The 17,557-nt window shown below is 73.9% G+C and carries 15 protein-coding genes; 6 read left to right on the plus strand and 9 right to left on the minus strand.

The window, feature by feature from the left end; all coding sequences use genetic code 11:
- Positions 1 to 91: 91 nt before the first annotated feature.
- The 5 genes from ACWIX7_RS11230 to ACWIX7_RS11250 all read right to left on the minus strand — a co-directional run bounded on the left by ACWIX7_RS11230 (position 92) and on the right by ACWIX7_RS11250 (position 5,651).
- Positions 92 to 1,120: an ABC transporter ATP-binding protein gene (locus ACWIX7_RS11230; RefSeq protein ID WP_448621615.1), complete on the minus strand. Its 1,029-nt coding sequence runs from the start codon at positions 1,118 to 1,120 to the stop codon at positions 92 to 94.
- Positions 1,117 to 2,109 (minus strand): ABC transporter ATP-binding protein, encoded by a 993-nt coding sequence (locus ACWIX7_RS11235; RefSeq protein ID WP_448621616.1) that lies wholly within the window; start codon positions 2,107 to 2,109, stop codon positions 1,117 to 1,119. The genes ACWIX7_RS11230 and ACWIX7_RS11235 overlap by 4 nt, the downstream gene beginning before the upstream one ends.
- A complete protein-coding gene (locus ACWIX7_RS11240; RefSeq protein WP_448621617.1) occupies positions 2,106 to 3,047 on the minus strand; it encodes an ABC transporter permease in 942 nt (313 codons plus the stop codon). Before ACWIX7_RS11240 ends, ACWIX7_RS11235 begins: the two co-directional genes overlap by 4 nt.
- A 130-nt stretch (positions 3,048 to 3,177) precedes the next feature.
- Complete coding sequence (locus ACWIX7_RS11245; RefSeq protein WP_448622149.1) at positions 3,178 to 4,119, minus strand: ABC transporter permease; 942 nt, start codon at positions 4,117 to 4,119, stop codon at positions 3,178 to 3,180.
- Positions 4,116 to 5,651, minus strand: a complete 1,536-nt coding sequence (locus tag ACWIX7_RS11250) for an ABC transporter substrate-binding protein (protein WP_448621618.1) — start codon at positions 5,649 to 5,651, stop codon at positions 4,116 to 4,118. The genes ACWIX7_RS11245 and ACWIX7_RS11250 overlap by 4 nt, the downstream gene beginning before the upstream one ends.
- Before the next feature lie 276 nt (positions 5,652 to 5,927).
- Between ACWIX7_RS11250 and ACWIX7_RS11255 the strand changes: the two genes are divergently transcribed.
- The gene (locus tag ACWIX7_RS11255; RefSeq protein WP_448621619.1) at positions 5,928 to 6,887 is read left to right on the plus strand and encodes a UDP-glucuronic acid decarboxylase family protein; all 960 of its coding nucleotides are present in this window, start codon (positions 5,928 to 5,930) and stop codon (positions 6,885 to 6,887) included.
- Positions 6,888 to 6,894: 7 nt separating this feature from the next.
- Here ACWIX7_RS11255 and ACWIX7_RS11260 read toward each other — a convergent pair whose 3' ends face one another.
- Positions 6,895 to 7,821: a hypothetical protein gene (locus tag ACWIX7_RS11260; RefSeq protein WP_448621620.1), complete on the minus strand. Its 927-nt coding sequence runs from the start codon at positions 7,819 to 7,821 to the stop codon at positions 6,895 to 6,897.
- Positions 7,822 to 7,867: 46 nt separating this feature from the next.
- Entirely contained in the window at positions 7,868 to 8,749 is an 882-nt protein-coding gene (locus tag ACWIX7_RS11265; RefSeq protein ID WP_448621621.1) for a sulfotransferase domain-containing protein, read from the minus strand.
- 124 nt (positions 8,750 to 8,873) lie between these two features.
- Here ACWIX7_RS11265 and ACWIX7_RS11270 point away from each other — a divergent pair, with 124 nt between their 5' ends.
- The 4 genes from ACWIX7_RS11270 to ACWIX7_RS11285 are packed head-to-tail and all read left to right on the plus strand — an operon-like array spanning position 8,874 to position 13,733.
- Positions 8,874 to 10,277, plus strand: a complete 1,404-nt coding sequence (locus tag ACWIX7_RS11270; protein WP_448621622.1) for a hypothetical protein — start codon at positions 8,874 to 8,876, stop codon at positions 10,275 to 10,277.
- Positions 10,274 to 11,602, plus strand: coding sequence for a lipopolysaccharide biosynthesis protein (locus ACWIX7_RS11275; protein WP_448621623.1), 1,329 nt, complete (start codon positions 10,274 to 10,276; stop codon positions 11,600 to 11,602). Before ACWIX7_RS11270 ends, ACWIX7_RS11275 begins: the two co-directional genes overlap by 4 nt.
- The gene (locus ACWIX7_RS11280) at positions 11,599 to 12,528 is read left to right on the plus strand and encodes a sulfotransferase family protein (RefSeq protein ID WP_448621624.1); all 930 of its coding nucleotides are present in this window, start codon (positions 11,599 to 11,601) and stop codon (positions 12,526 to 12,528) included. The genes ACWIX7_RS11275 and ACWIX7_RS11280 overlap by 4 nt, the downstream gene beginning before the upstream one ends.
- Positions 12,525 to 13,733 (plus strand): glycosyltransferase family 4 protein, encoded by a 1,209-nt coding sequence (locus tag ACWIX7_RS11285; RefSeq protein ID WP_448621625.1) that lies wholly within the window; start codon positions 12,525 to 12,527, stop codon positions 13,731 to 13,733. Before ACWIX7_RS11280 ends, ACWIX7_RS11285 begins: the two co-directional genes overlap by 4 nt.
- Here ACWIX7_RS11285 and ACWIX7_RS11290 read toward each other — a convergent pair.
- Together ACWIX7_RS11290 and ACWIX7_RS11295 are read right to left on the minus strand one after the other, a co-directional pair.
- On the minus strand, positions 13,684 to 14,949 hold the full coding sequence (locus ACWIX7_RS11290) for a glycosyltransferase family 4 protein (RefSeq protein ID WP_448621626.1): 1,266 nt from the start codon (positions 14,947 to 14,949) through the stop codon (positions 13,684 to 13,686). The two genes, ACWIX7_RS11285 and ACWIX7_RS11290, sit on opposite strands and share 50 nt — an antisense overlap.
- Positions 14,919 to 15,836: a sulfotransferase family protein gene (locus tag ACWIX7_RS11295; RefSeq protein WP_448621627.1), complete on the minus strand. Its 918-nt coding sequence runs from the start codon at positions 15,834 to 15,836 to the stop codon at positions 14,919 to 14,921. Before ACWIX7_RS11295 ends, ACWIX7_RS11290 begins: the two co-directional genes overlap by 31 nt.
- Before the next feature lie 301 nt (positions 15,837 to 16,137).
- Here ACWIX7_RS11295 and ACWIX7_RS11300 point away from each other — a divergent pair, with 301 nt between their 5' ends.
- The gene (locus tag ACWIX7_RS11300) at positions 16,138 to 17,496 is read left to right on the plus strand and encodes a sugar transferase (RefSeq protein ID WP_448621628.1); all 1,359 of its coding nucleotides are present in this window, start codon (positions 16,138 to 16,140) and stop codon (positions 17,494 to 17,496) included.
- Positions 17,497 to 17,557 lie beyond the last annotated feature (61 nt).

Raw genomic sequence — 17,557 nt, forward strand, 5'->3', positions numbered from 1 at the left:
GTCGTCGAGCACGAACCCCATGATCAACTCGGGAGCGCGGGCGAGGAGATGGGCCAGCGGGCCGGCCGGGGTGGACGACGGCGGCCCCGGCTCACTCCGCGGCGACGGCGTCCTCGCGTTCGACCGGGCGGCCGACGACGCCGTGCAGGTGGCAGGCGGCGAGCTGCCCCGGCGCGCCGACCGGCTGCAGCGCCGGGTCGACGTCGGGACACGGCTCGAAGGCGTACGGGCAGCGGGTGCGGAACCGGCAGCCGCTGGGGACGTTCGCCGGGGAGGGGACGTCGCCGCGCAGCACGATCCGCTGCCGGGTCCGCTCCAGCGACGGGTGCGGCACGGGCACCGCCGAGAGCAGCGCCTGGGTGTAGGGCATCTTCGGGTCCGAGCCGACCGCGGCCGCCGGGCCCACCTCGACGACCCGCCCCAGGTACATCACCGCGATCCTGTCGGAGACGTGCCGGACGGCGGACAGGTCGTGCGAGATGAACAGCAGCGTGAGCCCGAGCTGCCGCTGCAGCCGGCGCAGCAGGTTGAGCACCTGGGCCTGGACGCTGACGTCCAGCGAGGCGATCGCCTCGTCGCAGACCAGGAAGTCCGGCTCGCCGGCCAGCGCGCGGGCGATGCCGACCCGCTGCCGCTGCCCGCCGGAGAACTCGTGCGGGTAGCGGTCGGCCACCGCCGGGTCCAGGCCGACCAGCTCCAGCAGCTCGGCGACCCGCTCGGCGCGCTCCCGCCGTCCCGACCGCAGGCCGTGCACCTCCAGCGGCTCGGACACCGTCTGCCGCACGGTCCGGCGCGGGTCGAGCGAGGCGAACGGGTCCTGGAAGACCATCCCGGCGCGCCGGCGCAGCGCCCGCATCGCCCGGCGGTCGAGGCCGGTGACGTCGGTGCCGTCGAAGGTGACCGTCCCGCCGGTCGGCTCCACCAGCCGCAGCAGCGCGTTGCCCAGCGTCGACTTCCCGCAGCCGGACTCGCCGACGAGCCCGAGCGTCTCCCCGCGCCGGATGTCGAGGTCCACGCCGTCGACCGCGCGCAGCACACCCGTCGTCCGCCGCAGCGCAGTGCCGGAGCGGACCGGGAAGTGCACCTCCAGCCCGCGCGCGGAGACCAGCACGTCGCTCACGACCCCTCCTCGCACCACGTCGCCGCCCGGTGCGGCAGGGCCCCGCCGGACGCGCCCACCACCGCCAGCGGCGGCTGCTCGGTCGCGCAGCGCGGGTCGGAGCGCACCGGGCAGCGCGGCCAGAACACGCAGCCCGGCGGCAGGTCGGTCGGCGCGGGTGGCACCCCCGGCACGGTCGCGAGCTCACCGTCGCCCGCCGAGGCGAGGTCGGGCAGCGCGCCGAGCAGGCCGCGCGTGTACGGGTGCGCCGGGCGCTCGAGGACGTCGTCCACCGTGCCGTCCTCCACGCAGCGCCCGCCGTACATGACCAGCACCCGGTCGGCGATCCCGGCGACGACGCCGAGGTCGTGGGTGATCCAGATGACCCCGGTGCCGTGCTCGCTCTGCAGCCCCGCCACCAGGTCGAGGATCTGCGCCTGCACGGTCACGTCGAGCGCCGTGGTCGCCTCGTCGGCGATGAGCAGCGAGGGGTTGTTGGCGAGGGCGATCGCGATGACCACCCGCTGCCGCATGCCGCCGGAGAGCTCGTGCGGGTAGCGGTCCAGCGCGCGCTGCGGGTCGGGCAGGCCCACCTCGGCCAGCAGCCCGGCCGCCCGCTCCCGCGCCGCGGCCTTGGAGACCTCGCCGTGGGCCCGGATGCCCTCGACCAGCTGCCGGCCGATGGTCAGGACCGGGTTGAGCGAGGTCATCGGGTCCTGGAAGACCATGCCGACGCCGGGGCCGCGCACCTCGCGCAGCCGCTCGGGGGACATGGCGAGCAGGTCCTCGCCGTCCAGCCGCGCGGAGCCGGTCACCGTGGCCACGCGGGCGGGCAGCAGCCCGAGCAGCGCCAGGACCGAGACGCTCTTGCCACTGCCGGACTCCCCGACGACGGCGACCGTCTCGCCGCGCCCGACGGTGTAGCTCAACCCGTTGACGACCTCGGCCGGACCGCGCGGCGTGCGCAGCCGCACCCGGAGGTCGTCGACCTCCAGCAGCGGCGCGCTCACCTGCCGCTCCCGGCCATGAGCGTGCGCTGGCGCGGGTCGAGGACGTCACGCAGCCCGTCGCCGAGCAGGTTGAAGCAGAGCACGGTCAGGAAGATCGCCATCCCCGGGAAGAAGGCCAGCCACCAGGCCAGGTCGATGAAGCCGCGCCCCTCGGCCAGCATGAGCCCCCACGACGGGTTGGGCGGCTGGGTGCCGAGCCCGAGGAAGGACAGCGCCGCCTCGGCCAGGACGGCGAAGGCCAGGCTGATCGAGGTCTGCACGATGATCGGCGGCGCCGCGTTGGGCAGCACGTGCCGGGTGAGCAGCCGGAGGTCCGACGCCCCCACCGACCGCGACGCCCGCACGTACACCTCCTCCCGGACGCCGAGCACGCTGGCGCGGGTGACCCGGGCGAAGACGGGGATGTAGACGATGCCGATGGCCAGGGCGGTGTTGCCGGCCCCCGGGCCACGGACGGCGAGCACCGCGATCGCCAGCAGCACCGCGGGGAAGGCGAACAGGATGTCCATGAACCGCATCAGGACGTCGTCGACCCAGCGGCCGTAGTAGCCGGCCAGCAGGCCGATGAGGGCACCGACGACCAGTGCGAAGGCGACCGCCAGGAACCCCACGCGCAGCGAGACGGCCGCCCCGAGGATCACCCGGCTGAGGATGTCGCGGCCGAGGTCGTCAGTGCCGAACGGGTGCGCCAGGCTCGGTGGCTGCAGCCGGTCCTCGACCGCGATCTCGTTGGGGCCGCTCGGCGCGATGGTCTCGTCGAACACGGCCATGAGGACGATGAGCAGCAGGACCGTCGCCGCGACCGCCGCGGTGGGGTTGCGGGCGAGCAGGCCCAGCGTCTGCTGCCAGCGCGGCCGCGGGGGCCGCGCGGTCGAGGGGACGCCGGCGTCGGTGGCGGTCGGGGAGGCTGCGGGCTCGGGCAGGGGGGCGCCGGTCATCGCAGCGGGCTTCGGCTGTGTGTCATCGCAGCAGGACCCGGCTGGTGTGTCATCGCAGCAGGACCCGGCTGGTGTCTCATCGCAGCAGGACCCGGCTGGTGTCTCATCGCAGCAGGACTCGGCTGGTGTGTCACCGTCGGATCCGCGGGTCGATGGCGGTGTAGAGCAGGTCGACCACCAGGTTGATCAGCAGGAACACCACGGCGAACAGCAGGATCGCCCCCTGGAGGACCGGGTAGTCCCGGGACTGGACAGCCTGCAGGGCCAGCTGGCCGAGCCCCGGCCAGGAGAAGACGATCTCCACCACCACCACTCCCGACAGCAGGTAGGCCAGCTGCACGCCGGTGACGGTGACCAGGGGCAGCAGCGCGTTGCGCAGCACGTGCCAGGTGAAGACCTGCCGCGCCGGCAGCCCCTTGGCCTGCGCCGTCCGGACGTGGTCGGCACCGAGGGCCTCGAGGACACTGGACCGCACGAACCGGGTGATCACCGAGCCGGACACCACCCCGGTGACCACCGCCGGCATCAGCAGCCGCTGCGCCCAGCCGCCCGGGTCCTCGGTCAGCGGGACGTAGCCGCCCGAGGGGAGCCAGCCCAGCGTCCCGGCGAAGACCAGGATGAGCACGATCGCCATCCAGAACTCCGGCACGGAGATGCCGATCTGGCTGAGCACCGTGGCGACCCGGTCGACGACCGACCGGGGCCGCAGCGCCGACAGGGTGCCCAGCGGGACGGCGATGAGCAGTGCCACCAGGATCGAGGCGAACGCCAGGGTGAGCGTCGCGGGGAGCCGCTCGGCGATCAGCGAGGTGACCGTCTCCCCGCTGCGGAAGCTGACCCCGAGGTCCCCGGTGAGGGCCCGGCCCGCCCAGCCGAAGTACTGCGTGACCAGCGGCTGGTCCAGGCCGGACCGCGCGAGGAGCGCGTCGTAGGTCTCCTGGTCGAAACGCGTTCCGAGGGCCAACCGGATCGGGTCGCCCGGCACCAGCTGGACCAGGCCGAACACGATGACGCTCACCCCCACCAGGACGACGAGGGACTGGCCGACCCGGCGGAGGAGGTAGCCGGTCAGGGCAGCTCCACCGACTCGAAGTTGATCGCCTTGTCCGCCCGGATCTGGTAGCCCGCCAGGCCGGGCGCCCACGCCTGCACCACGTCGGGGTTGTAGAGGTACAGGTAGGAGACGTCGTCGACGATGATCTGCGCGGCCTGGTCGTAGATCTGCTTGCGGGTGGCCTGGTCGGTCTCCGTCGCCCCGGCCTGCAGCAGCTGGTCGACCTGCGGGTTGCTGTAGCCCTGGTAGTTGTTCGGCCCGTCGGTCTGGTGCTGCTCCTGGTAGTAGGCCGCCGGGTCGAGGTTGCCGAGCCAGCCGAGCATGAAGGCGTCGAAGTCGCCGGCGCCCTGCCGGTCCAGCCAGGTCGCGAGGTCCAGGGTCTCGATCTCCACGTTGATGCCGACCTCGCCGAGCTGGCTGGCGATCACCTGCGCGGCGGTGACCGTCTCCGGGAACTGGTCGGTGACCATCAGCCCCATGGTCAGGGGCGTCTGCACCCCGGCCTGCTCCAGCAGCTGGCGGGCCTGGCCGGGGTCGCGCTGGAACGGCGCGTAGTCGTAGTAGAAGAAGCTGTCCTCGGGGATCGCCGTTTGGTTGGGCTGGGCCGCCCCGAACCGCGCCGCCTCGGCCACCGCCTCGCGGTCGACGGCGAAGGAGATCGCGCGCCGCACGTCGCGGTTGTCGAAGGGCGCCTGCGCGTAGTTCATGGACATGTACCAGTAGTCCACGCTGGGCGTCGTCTGGAGCTCGACGGTGTCGTCGCCCTGCAGGGACTCGATCTGCTGCGGCGGGACGTTGTCGGTCCACTGCACCTCGCCGTTCTGCAGGGCGGTCAGCGCCGCCGCCGGCTCGGTGATGTAGCGGAACTCGACCCCGTCGACGCTCGGCGCGCCGCCCCAGTACTCCTCGTAGGCGGTCAGCACGGTGCTGCTGGCGTCGGAGCTCTCCAGCCGGAAGGGGCCGGTGCCGTTGGCCTCGGTGGTGAGGTCGAGGTCCTCCGCGGCGTTCTCCGGCAGGATCGCCATCCCCTTGAAGGCGCCGATCCGCTCCAGCAGGTTCGGCGTCGGCTGGCTGAGCCGGATCACCACGGTCTGCGGGTCGGGCGCCTCGACCGCGGCAACGTTGGCGAACCGGGTGGAGTTGCTCAGCTGCTCGTCGATGATCCGCCGGTAGGAGTAGACGACGTCGGCCGAGTCGAACGTGCTGCCGTCGTGGAAGGTCACGCCGTCCCGCAGCGTGAACGTCCAGGTCAGCTGGTCCTCGCTGGTCTCCCAGCTCTCAGCCAGGCTCGGCTCCATCGTGAGGTCCTCGGCGTTCGGGACCACGAGGGTGTCGTAGACGTTCTCCAGGACCTGGAAGCTCGGATAGGCCGTGGTGACGTGCGGGTCGAACTGGTCGGGCTGGGCGGACACCGCCGCGACGAGCGTGTTGCCCCCACCGCCCCCACCGCCGCCCCCGGTTCCGGTGTCGACGCTCTCCCCACCGCCGCCGCAGGCGCCGAGCACCAGGGCACCGGCGGCGAGCAGGGGCAGGAGTCGGTTGCTGCGCACGGGGACCTCCGGCGGCTCGACTGTCGCGGTCTGCGCCCGACCCTGGCCCGGACCGTCCCGCCTCGCAGTCCGGGACGGTGATCGTTGCCTCCCCGTGACCGAACCGGAACGACCCCGGCCGAGAGATCGGGCCCGGGAGGCCGCGTCCGACCTCCGCGGGGCAGGAGGATCACGGAACCGCCCGGTCCGGCTAGCGTCCGGGGTCCTCCGACCGGACCCGTGGGACGAACCCACCGTCCGCGTCACCGTGGAGGACCCCAGGAGAGAGGACGTGGCATGGCGCGCGCAGTCGTCACCGGAGGAGCGGGGTTCCTGGGATCCCACCTGTGCGAAGCGCTGCTGGAACGCGGCATGGAGGTGCTCTGCCTCGACAACTTCCTCACGGGGACGCCGGACAACGTCGAGCACCTGCTGGAGCACCCGCGGTTCCGTCTGGTCCGCGCCGACGTCACCGACTACGTGCACGTGCCGCAGCCGGTGGACCACGTGCTCCACTTCGCCTCCCCGGCGTCGCCCGTCGACTACGCCGAGCTGCCGATCCACACCCTGAAGGTCGGCTCCATCGGCACGCTCCACGCCCTGGGGCTGGCCAAGGAGAATCGGGCCCGCTTCCTGCTGGCCTCGACGTCGGAGTGCTACGGCGATCCGCTCGTCCACCCCCAGCCGGAGGACTACTGGGGCAACGTGAACCCGGTCGGGCCCCGCGGGGTCTACGACGAGGCCAAGCGCTTCGCCGAGGCACTCACCTCGGCGTACCGGCGTACCCACGGGGTGGACACGGCGATCGTGCGGATCTTCAACACCTATGGCCCACGCATGCGACCGCGGGACGGGCGTGCCATCCCCACGTTCATCCGCCAGGCGCTCGCCGGAGAGCCGTTGACCGTCGCCGGCGACGGCAGCCAGACGCGGTCCGTCTGTTACGTGAGCGACCTGGTCGACGGGCTGCTGCGACTCCTCCTGTCGAGTGCGCCCGGGCCGGTGAACATCGGCAACCCGCACGAGGTCCCGGTCCTGCACCTCGCGGAGCGGATCCGGGAGCTGACCGGCTCCCGGTCACCCATCGTCTTCGTCCCCCGCCCGGAGGACGACCCGACGGTGCGCCAGCCGGACATCACCCTGGCACGGAGCGTGCTGGGCTGGGCGCCGGAGGTGGCGCTCGACGAAGGCCTGGAGCGGACGATCGCGTGGTTCCGCGAGCACCCGGAGCTCGCTCCCGTCCGCGCCCGCGCCTGACCTGGGGTCAGCGGCGGGGCAGCCGGTCCGCCGCGGCCACGGCTCCCGCGGCGAGGACCAGGCCGGCGAGGACGCCGACCGCCAGGCTCTGGCGCACCGACCCGTTGGCGCGCCCCTCCGGGAGTTCGGCGGCGCTGCTCACGTACGCGATCGCCGCTCGGTCCCGCAGCACGGCCAGGTCGACGTCCAGGCCGGAGATCTGCGTCTCGAGGCGGCGGAGCTCGGCCTCGACCGGCTCGAGCTGGGCGGCCAGGCTGCGTTGCAACGCCAGTTGGCGGTCCAGCAGCTCCAACGACTGCGTCACGTCGGTCTCGGCAGCGATGGCGTCGTCCAGTGCCGTGACCGGCCCGAGTATCTCCTGCCGCTGCGCCGCCAACCCGTCCCGCTCGGCCACCAGGAGGTCGCGCAGAGCGGTGGTCTCGGCGACGTCGAGCTCGTGCCGGTCGGTCACGTAGGTCTCGGCCCAGGTCTGGGCGGCGGCCCGCGCCGCCTCCGCGTCATCGGCCTCGGCCACGAAGACCAGCGCGCTCGACCCGGGCTCGTAGCGCACCTCGACCTCCCCGGCATCCCCGGCGGCCTGGGCCGCGCGGTCCCTGAAGGCGTCGCCGTCCACGTACGCGACCTCGGCCTGCAGCGACCGGACCAGCGCTCCGGGTGTCGCCCCGCCCGTGCGGGGGAACAGCTGCCGGCTGTCCTCGGTGCGCAGCAGGACCTCCGCCTCCGCCCGGTAGACCGGCGTGAAGACGAACAACGACCCGATCGACAGGGCGAGCACGACGACGAAGACCACGAGCGCGGGCTTCCAGTGTCGGCGGAGCGCCGACCAGTAGTCCACGAGACCGGGGCCGGTGTCGGGGGAGCGCCGGCGTCGGCGAGGCTCGGGCGCGGCGGTGGGTGCGGCGGACTGCGTGTCCGTGGAGCCGGTCTCGGGCACGGCGGTCAAGCTACCGACGCAGCCGCTGGTCGGGGGGCTGCTCCGTTCACCCCTTCCACCCGTCGAGTGACCTGGCCAGGACCTCGGCGAGGGCGTCGTTCGGCTCGGCGAACCGCTGGTGCAGGCGCGCGGCGGTCTCGGGGGACATCAGTGGCAACGCGCTCCTCGTCTCGTTGAGCCGGTTCACCAGGTAGCGGGCCCGGTACAGCACCCGGCTGGGTACGTACCTCGAGGCCAGCGCCCGCGCCGGGTTCCCGGGCTGCTGGCTGGCGAGGAAGGCGCGCGCGAAGCGGGCGGACCGGGGCACACGGGCCTCGTTGTGGCCCCGCGAGACGTCCGGCAGGTGCGGCGGCAGCCCGGCGAGCTCGAAGAGCTCGGCGCACAGCCCCGCGGGGTCGGCGCGGAGGTCGTCGGCGAGGTACACCCGCCGGCGCTCCGGCGGGAAGACCTCCAGGACCTCGCGGACGTGCGGCGCGTAGACGCCGTCGCCGACGTACTGCATGTCCCGGGCGCGCCGGGGCGAGCTCACGGAGCGGCTGCCCTCCCGCGCCAGCCCCTCCTCGAAGGTGGCCGCGTCCTCCCAGCCGCGCAACCGTGCGTAGTGGAAGTGGGAGTGTGCCCGGCGGACCGGATCGCGCAGGACCGCCACGACGACCGCCGACGTCGACTCGGCGATGCGCCGCAGGGCGACGCGGTCGTACATGGCCATCGTGTGCTTGGCGACCAGCGGGTGGGCCTCCGACGACGGGGCGAAGTACTTCTCCAGAGCGAGGTCCCATCCGCGGGCGAACTCGTCGTCCCGCCCGAAGAACGGCATCTCCCGGTGGACGTGCGCGCGGACGTCGGGGTGGTCGGCGAGGTAGTGGAACAGCGCCGTCGACCCGCTCTTCGGCGCACCGACGATCATCAACCGTGGTCCGGGGGGCACCGCGCGGACGGTAGCGCAACGGCGGTCCGGGGGCGTCCCCCGTGCGCTACCCTCCCGACCTCGCGCCCCGACCGGGGACGGCGACCGTCGGCGGAAGCGCTGGCCAGGAGGTGGACCGGCAGTGGTGATCGTGCCCCTGCTGGCCGTTGCCGCCTCGGCCCTGGTCTGGACGTGGGTGTACCGCAGCGTCGTGCGCCACCCGCTCGACCCGATGGCCCTGACCCTGTACTACCTCGCGCTGCAGCTGCTCCTGCGCCCGCTGGTCCTCGCCCTCGGGCTCGACACCCCCTTCCCCACCGAGTTGTTCGTGGACCGCGACACGACGACGCTGGTCCTGCAGGGCCAGGCCATCGCCGTCCTGTGGCTGCTCGCACTGTGGGCGGGCGCCCGGGTGCCGGCCCCGCTCGCCGCGCCGGCCCGGCTGCTGTTCCCGCCGTCCCGCGGGTCCCTCACACCGCGGACCCTGGCGCTCCTCGCCGTGGCGCTCAGCGCACTGGCTCTCGTGGCCACCGCGCTGTTGTGGAGCCGCTACGGCGGCCCGTCCGGTCTGATCACCGCGTCGAAGGTCGACAGGGACGTCGCCGAGAGCCGGGCGCTGCGCTCGATCCCCGTACTCGCGGCCCTCTTCGCCGTCGCCGCGTTCTTCTCCGTCGGCCGCCGGGCGCCCCTGCTCCGGCTGCTGCCTCTCGGCCTCGTCGCGCTGAACGGCTACCTGAGCTGGACGTGGGGTGCGCGGGACGTGGCGGTGATCTCCGTCGTGGCGCTGATCGCCGGCACGTTGCTCTTCGAGGTCCACGGCGCCCACGGCGCCGCCCGACGCACGGAGGGGAGGTGGTGGGGTGACCCGCGGTGGCAGCGGCGTCTCCTGCTCGTGCCGGTCCTCGCCCTGCTCCTGGCCTTCTCCCTGCGGACGGCCCGCGACACCGTGCTCCTGGGCGACCTCGCGCCCACGATCGAGGGTCAGAGCACCGCGCGCATGGTGGCCGTGGCCACCAACAACACCTTCTACGACTCGCTGCTGCTCGTGATCGACGACTGGCCCGACGAGTTCGACTTCACCGGCGGTGCGGACTTCGTCGACGCCACGGTCGCCGCGGTGCCGTCGGTCCTCGTCGGCCAGCAGGACCCCTTCGTCTCACCGGCCGTACAGCTCGCACAGACCTACATCGACCGGAACAACGGGTTCCCGGCGACCGCGGTCGGCGACTGGTACGTGAACCTGGGGCTGCCCGGCGTCGTGCTCGGCGGCCTGCTGAGCGGCGTCGTCGCCCGTGCCGCCCAGGTCGCCCTCCGCCGGTCCGTCCGCGACCCGTTGATCTGGGGAGTCAGCCTGGTGTTCATGATCCGGGTCTTCCCCGGCGGCGTGTGGGCGACGTCGATGCCGAAGTGGGTGGCGATCGGCGTGCCGATCATCGCGGCGGTCCTGCTGGTGAACGCCTTCGTCCGCCGGGACCCGCAGGACGCCGGCCCCGTTCCGGGTCCACCGGTGGCTGCCGGTGCTCCGGAACGGGCAGGATCCGCCAGGTGACCGCGCAGCCGGTCAGCAGTCCCGGCAGCGCCGCTCGGCGGGGCACTCTGCGGCGCGACGCGACCCTCGTCGCCGTCGGGCAACTGGTGGCCGTCAGCAGCGCGTTCCTGCTGACGGTGGTCGGTGCCCGGTTGCTGCCCGCCGACGACTTCGGCGCGCTGTCGTGGGCGCTCAGCTGGCTGGCCCTCCTCGCGGTGCTGGCCCAGTCCGGGCTCACCCAGGTCTCCACGATCGCCTTCGCGCGGGAGGACGCGGCAGCCGGCCGGGTCCTGCTGTGGCGGCTGCTCGGAGCACTGGCGGTCGGCGTGACCGCGGTGGTGCTGCTGTGGACGGCTGCGCTCGGCCCCCTGGCGGCCGGCACCGGCACGCCGACGGCGGTCTACCGCCCCCTGGTGCTGGTCGTCGCGCTGTGGGTGTCGGTGGCGGCCGTCGGCCCGGTGCTGGCCGATGTGCTCCGGGCCCGGGCGCGGTTCGGCCTGGCCCTGCTCCTCGGCGAGCACGTCCGGCGGGTGGTGCTCGTCGGGGTCCTCGTCGCGGCGGCTGGGGCGTCGCACGCCCCGTCGCTGCGGACGCTGCTCTGGTGGGCGGTCGGGATCGAGACGGCGGTCTACCTCGCCGGCCTCCTCGTGGTCGTCGGCGTGGTCGGCGCCCCGGCGCCCGGCACGGTGGCCGCGTCACCGTGGCGGCTGCTGCGCCGGGGCAGCAGCTTCACCCTCGCGACGCTGGCGTCGGTCACCGTCCCCCAGGCCGGGGTCTGGCTGCTCGCGACGCTGGCGCCGGTCGGCCAGGTCGCCGTCTTCGCGGTCGCGGTCCGCATCGCCGTCCTGCTCGCCGTCCCGACCGCGATCGTCATGCGGACGCTCGCACCGCGCATCGCGTCCGCCGCGGCGACGGGCCGCCTCACAGAGCTCCAGGCACCCATCCGGCGCACCGCGTCCTGGTCGACGGCCGTGACGGCACTGGCCGTGCTGGTCCTCGCTGCGGCGGGGCCGTGGCTGGTCCCCGCCGTCTTCGGCCCCGGCTACGCCGGTGCGCTGACCCCGGCCCTGGTGATGTGCGCCGGCGTCCTGGTCAACGCCTGGACGGGGCCGTGCTCCGTGGTGCTGTCGCACGCCGGGCACGAACGCCTGGTCGCCGGGAGCGCGCTGGTGGCCGCGGTCGCCTTCTTCGGGCTCGGCTCCTGGTGGGGAGCGGCCTGGGGAGGCACCGGGGTGGCCGCCGCTGCGGCGGTGGCCATGAGTGCGCGCAACCTGTACCTGGCCCGAGCGGCCCGGCAGAGGTCGGGGATCCGGACGATCGCGACGACCGCACGGGGAGAGGGATGACGCTGACACCGCAGTTCCTGGTGATCGGTGCCGCACGGTCGGGCACCACGGCCCTGTACCAGTACCTGGCCGAGCACCCCGGGCTCTTCCTCACCGATCCCAAGGAGCCCCACTACTTCGCCCTCACCGGGACGACACCGGCCTTCACGGGCCCGGGGGACCGTCAGACGATCAACCGCCTGGCCGTCACCGACCGGGCCGCGTACCAGGACCTCTACCGGAGGGCTCGGCCGGACCAGCTCCGCGGCGAGGCGTCGGTCTCCACGCTGTACCACCCCGGCGCGATCCCCCGCGTCCGCGCGGAGGCCCCGGACGCGCGACTGGTGTGCGTGTTGCGCGACCCGGTCGACCGCGCGTTCTCCGCCTACGGCTTCATGCGCACCCGCGGGTGGGAACCGTGCGAGACGTTCGAGGAGGCCCTGGCCGACGAGCCGCGCCGGATCGACGCGGGCTGGCACCACATCTGGCACTACACGGCGATGGGCCGGTACGGGGAGCAGGTGCGGCGCGTCCTGGACGTCTTCCCCCGCGAGCAGCTCCTGGTGCTGCGGTACGAGGACCTGGTCGCCGACCCGGACGCGTTGCTCCGGCGGGTGTACGGGTTCCTCGGCGTGCCCGCGATCCGGCACGCCGTCCGCCCTGACCCGCACCGCTCGGGTGAACCACGCAGCAGGTTCCTCGGCCGGGTGGTGAGCACGCACCACCCGCTGAAGAAGCTGCTCTCCCCCGTCCTCCCGGCGGGTCTGCGACGCCGGCTGCGGCGGCAGATCGTGCACCGCAACATCGTGCGGACCACCTACCGCGACGAGACCCGACGCGCGCTGGTCGAGGCGTTCCGCGCCGACATCGACCTGCTCGAGAACCTGACCGGGCTCGACGTCGTCGCATGGCGCGATCCGGCCCGCAGGACGTCCGGCCCGGCATGAGCTCGCCTGCGGGGCACCTGCACATGACCCTCCGGCTCCCCGACCGCACCGGAGCGGCCAAGATGGCGCTCGGGTTCGCACGGGCCCTCCGGGAAGCGGGCTTCGACCTCACCCTCGTCCACGGCCCCGTTCCCCGGGGCGGGCCGAGCATCCTGTCCGACTTCGCCGCGATCGGGGCCGGTACCGAGCTCGAGTCCCGGCTGGACCGGCCTTGGGACCCGCGGCTCGTGCCGTCGCTGGCCGACCGGGTGCGCCGGCAGTCCGGACGGTGCGTGATCGGCGTCAACCAGCGCGACCGCGTCCCGGCGCTGCTCGCGGCTGCCCGGGCCGGCGTGCCCGGTGTGCTGATGGTCCAGAACCAGCACCACTTCTGGGGGCCACGCCCCGTGGCCGCCCTCAAGCGGGGCGCCTATCGGACGGCCGTGGCCCGCCGGACGACGCTCGCGGTCTGCACGTCCACCGTCGTCCGGGACGAGATGACCGGGTTCGGTGTGCCGGCCGACCGCACCGCCGTGCTGCCCAACGGCATCGAGATGCCCCCGCCGGTGGAGCTCACCGCCGCGGCGCGGACGGCCCTGCGCGCCGAGATGGGTGCGGCGGACGGGGACGTCCTGCTGGTGAACGTGGGACGCCTGGACCCGCAGAAGGGGCAGGACCTGCTGCTGTCCGCGCTCGGCGCACCGGGATCGCCGCCGCCCGTGCACGTCGCCCTGGTCGGGTCGGCCGGCGACTCGGTGGCCGCCCGGCGGACGGCGGACTACGAGGCCTCGCTGCACCGGCTGGTCGGCAGACACGGCCTGGCAGGCACCGTGACGTTCCTCGGCTGGCGGGACGACGTGCACCGGCTGCTGGCCGCGGCGGACGGGTACGTGCACACGGCCCGGTGGGAGGGACCGGCGTTGCCGCTGGCCGTCATGGAGGCCATGGCCGCCGGGTGTCCGACCGTCTTCACGGACTGCTCCGGCCGCCCACCGTTCTTCGAGGAGCCGCGGCACGGCCTGGTCGCCCGCACCGGGGACCCGACCTCCATCCGTCGCCAGATCGAGGAGCTGGTCGCCATGACCGCTTCCGAGCGGGGGGCCATGGGAGCCGAGGGGACCGCGCTGATCCGCGCGCACTACCGCGTGGAGGACCTCGGCCGTCGGTTCGTCGGGCTCATCCGCGACCTGCTCGACCGGCCCGCGGGAGCAGGGGCCACCGGCTGACCCGGCGCGGCCGTGCGAGCAGCCTCTCGTAGAGCTCGACGTGCTGCCGCACCATCGGCTCCGGCGTGAAGCACTCGGTGAACCGGCGGCGACCCGCCTCGCCCAGCCGTGCGGCCAGCTCAGGGTCGGTGAGCACCCGGACGAGGTCCTCCGCCAGCCGGTCGGTCGCCCCCGGCGGCGACAGCAGGCCCGTCTCCCCATGGACGACCACCTCCGGGACCCCCTCGACGGCGAACCCCACCACCGGCTTCGCCGCCGCCATCGCCTCCAGGTTCACGATGCCGAACGCCTCCCACCGGGACGGCAGTGCCAGGACGTCGACCGCCCGCGCCACGTCGGCGAGGTCGTGCCGCCAGCCGGTGAAGTGCACGCGGTCGGCGACCCCGAGCTCCGCCGCAAGCCGCTCCATCTCGGGGCGTCGGGTGCCGTCGCCGACGACCACGAAGTGCGCCTCCGGGACCCGCGCCACCACCGGCACGGCCGCGCGCACGAGGTGGTCGACGCCCTTCTGCTCCTCGATCCGCCCGACCAGGGCCACGAGCGGCACGTCCGCCGGCAGCCCGAGCTCGGCGCGCAGGCGGGCACGGTCGGCCTGCGTGGCGTCTGCGACCCGTGTCCGGCTGGAGTAGTGGATCACCGTGACGTCCTCGGGCGCGAGGATGCGCCGCCGCACCCCGGCGTCCCGGATGGCCGCCGAGCCCGCCACGTAGTGCGTCGTCGCCAGGTCGAGCAGTCGCTCCACCAGCCGGAAGACCGCCCGCCGTGGCTGGGGGACGGCGTCGTGGCTGGCGAACGCGTGCAGCATGTGCAGCCGGACCGGCGTGCGGCAGGACCACGCCGCGACCCTCCCCATCGCCCCGGCCACCGAGGTGTGCGTGTGCACGATGTCGTACCGGTTCCGCCGGATGTGCCCGCGGATGCGGAGGAACTGGCGCAGCAGCTCACGAGGCCCGTCCGGGGACGCCTGCGTGAACTGACCGCGGCCGTGCGAGGGGGCGTAGTCGAGCACCGGCAGGCCGGTCCCGTGGATCTCCGCGTCGAGCGGGCCACCGCCGGACAGCGCGATCCGGACGTCGAAGCGCTCCGCCGGCAGGAGCGCGGACAGCAGCAGCAGGTGCTCGGCCGACCCGCCGACGGTGATGCCGGTGAGCTGCAGGACCCGGATCCGGCCCGGTGCCACCGCGGTCACCTCCCCGACGTCCGGACGCTGGGCCACGGCAGGTCCTCCCGGCCGATCAGGAGCTGCAGCCTCGCCAGGTCCGGCGCGAACTCCTCGGCCAGGCGGGCGCGTGTCCCGGCCCGGAGGGTCGGACGCACGAGGTTGGCCGACCGCACCCGCTCGCGTTGGCGTCTCGGCACCACCGCCGTCACCACCCGGCGGGCGACGCGGGACCGGCGGACGAGGTTGAGCCCGCTGGTGACGGCACTGCTCCGGGGGATGCCGCCCTCGTTGACCCGGTGGCCGGCGTCGATGGCGACGTCCGGGTCGACGTCGAGGAACTGCAGCACCCGCCGCAGCTGCCGGTCGGGGTCAGCGGCGAACTCCTCCTGCACCACCACCAGCAACCGGTCCCCGAACGCGTGCACGAACGGCTCGAGCTGCTCGGCGTACCTGCTGAGCCGGGCGAGCTGCCACATGTGGCTCCAGCCGGCCGAGGTCCGCTCCTCCTCCACGGCCAGGCACTCCTCGAAGCTGCCGGCGTGGTGGCCCCTGGAGCGGAGGTACAGCCAGCTGGAGAACGCCCGGTCGACCGGGTCGCGGAGCATGACGACCAGCCGGCACCCCGGAGCGCAGAACCGGTCGATGGCGGGCAGGGAGGTCTCCGGGTGACACAGCGTGGTCACCGAGCCCTCCCCGAGCCGACGCTCGGTGCGGTGTCGGAACGCCGCGCGCCAGGTCTCCTCGTCCCGCACCGCGACCCGGTTGACCAGGTGGTCGTCCCCGGGGCCGGTGAACCGCGGCGCGCCCCCCGGGAACGCGAGGAAGTGCAGCTCCTTGGGCCGGGACACGGCGACGTCCGGGTGCTGGTCGAGGAACGAGGCCAGGGCGGTGGTCCCGCACCGCGCTGCTCCGATGATCAGGAAGTCGGGGCCCTCGGTCACCGCAGGAACGGTAGTGCTGCCGGAGCGCACCGGGCGGCTCGACTGCAACTCGGAACTCGGGGGTTCCGTCGAATTGAAACGTCACATAGCATCCCGGGTACCGTCGGCAACAGGGAGCTCGATGTCCGTCCGTTCTGCCACGCACAGCGCTGCACCGCAGCGGACGCTCCTCCCCGTTCCCCGTCCTCCCCACCTCGACCGCCCCTCCCCGGTCCCCGTCCCGGGGCGTCCGGCTGGACTCCGTGCCGACCTCGGCACCCACGAGCCCGCTGCGGGCCGACCTCGGCCGCGCCACGGCCTCGTGCGCTCCGTCCTGGTCGCGATCGACCTGTGCGCGCTGTCGCTGCCCATGGCGTGGGCCGCGGAGCCGACGCTGGCGGGTGTCGGCTTCGTCGTCGTCTCCCTGGTCCTCCTGGCCGCGGGCGGGGCCTACCGCCCCCGGATCACGCTGGCCGCCCTCGACCAGGTCCCGTACCTGGTCCCCCGGCTCGGCTGCGCGTTCCTGCTGGCCGCGCCCGTGGCGCTGGTAGGCGAGTGGGGTCCGGCCCTCGTCGTGCACGCCCTCTCCGGCGTGCCGGCGTTCGTCACCGGCCGCAGCATCGGCTACGCCGGACTCCGCTGGGCGCGGAGGAGGCGGCTGATCGGCGAGGTCGCCCTCGTCGTCGGGGGCGGCCGGCTGGCCATGGAGCTGCTGGACACCCTGGAGGACCACCCCGAGTACGGGCTGCACCCGATCGGGTTCGTCGACGACGGCCCGCAGCTCGACGACCGTGCACCGCTCGGTGGCATGACCGACGTCGACACCCTGCTCGACGCCCACGGGGTCCGCCGGGTCATCGTCGCCTACGGGCCGACCCGGGAGGCGGAGCTCGTCGGACTGGTGCGGAGCGCCGCCATGCGTGACGTCGAGGTGTGCGTGGTCCCCCGGTTCTTCGACGTCGGGATGACCTCGAGCGGCCCCGACGTGGACGACGTCTGGGGCATCCCGCTGCACCGGGTGCGCCGCGCTGCGCCGCGCCGCGGGGGCTGGCGGGTCAAGCGGGTCCTCGACGTCGTCGTCGCCGGGGGGCTGCTGGCCGTGATCTCCCCCCTGCTCGCCGTCCTCGCCCTGGCCGTCCGGGTCAGCAGCCCCGGGCCGGTCCTCTTCCGGCAGATCCGCACCGGGCGGTTCGGCGAGGACTTCGCCGTCCTCAAGTTCCGCACCCTGAGGGTCCCGGCGGCCGAGCAGGACGTGGCCGGACAGAGAGCCACCCGCTCGACGCGCAGCACGATGCACGCCCGGCGCATGGACGTCGAGCGCCGCCAGACGCCCATCGGGTCGTTCCTGCGCCGGACCAGCCTCGACGAGCTGCCCCAGCTGTGGAACATCCTGCGCGGGGACATGTCCCTGGTCGGGCCCCGGCCGGAGGAGCGCGGGTACGCCGCGCAGTTCGCCGACTCGGTGGACGGCTACCGCGACCGGCACCGGCTGGCTGTGGGTCTCACCGGTTGGGCGCAGGTCCACGGCCTCCGGGGGGACACCTCGATCCAGGAACGGGCGCGCTTCGACAACCGGTACATCGAGCACTGGTCACTGTGGCGCGACACCGTCATCCTCGTGCGCACCGTGGCTGCGGTGAACAGGCAGGCGTTCGGCGCGGTGCGGTCGGTCCGCCGGTGAGCGGCACGGGCGGCTGACGCCCGGAGCGCCGACGGACCCCTCGGAGGGGAGGCGACCCATG

The organism is Geodermatophilus sp. URMC 65 (assembly GCF_053502545.1).

Coding starts and splice junctions, on each gene's coding strand:
- ACWIX7_RS11240 (WP_448621617.1), bottom strand. CDS start 3,047: ATGACCGGCGCCCCCCTGCCCGAGCCCGCAGCCTCCCCGACCGCCACC.
- ACWIX7_RS11255 (WP_448621619.1), top strand. CDS start 5,928: ATGGCGCGCGCAGTCGTCACCGGAGGAGCGGGGTTCCTGGGATCCCAC.
- ACWIX7_RS11280 (WP_448621624.1), top strand. CDS start 11,599: ATGACGCTGACACCGCAGTTCCTGGTGATCGGTGCCGCACGGTCGGGC.
- ACWIX7_RS11285 (WP_448621625.1), top strand. CDS start 12,525: ATGAGCTCGCCTGCGGGGCACCTGCACATGACCCTCCGGCTCCCCGAC.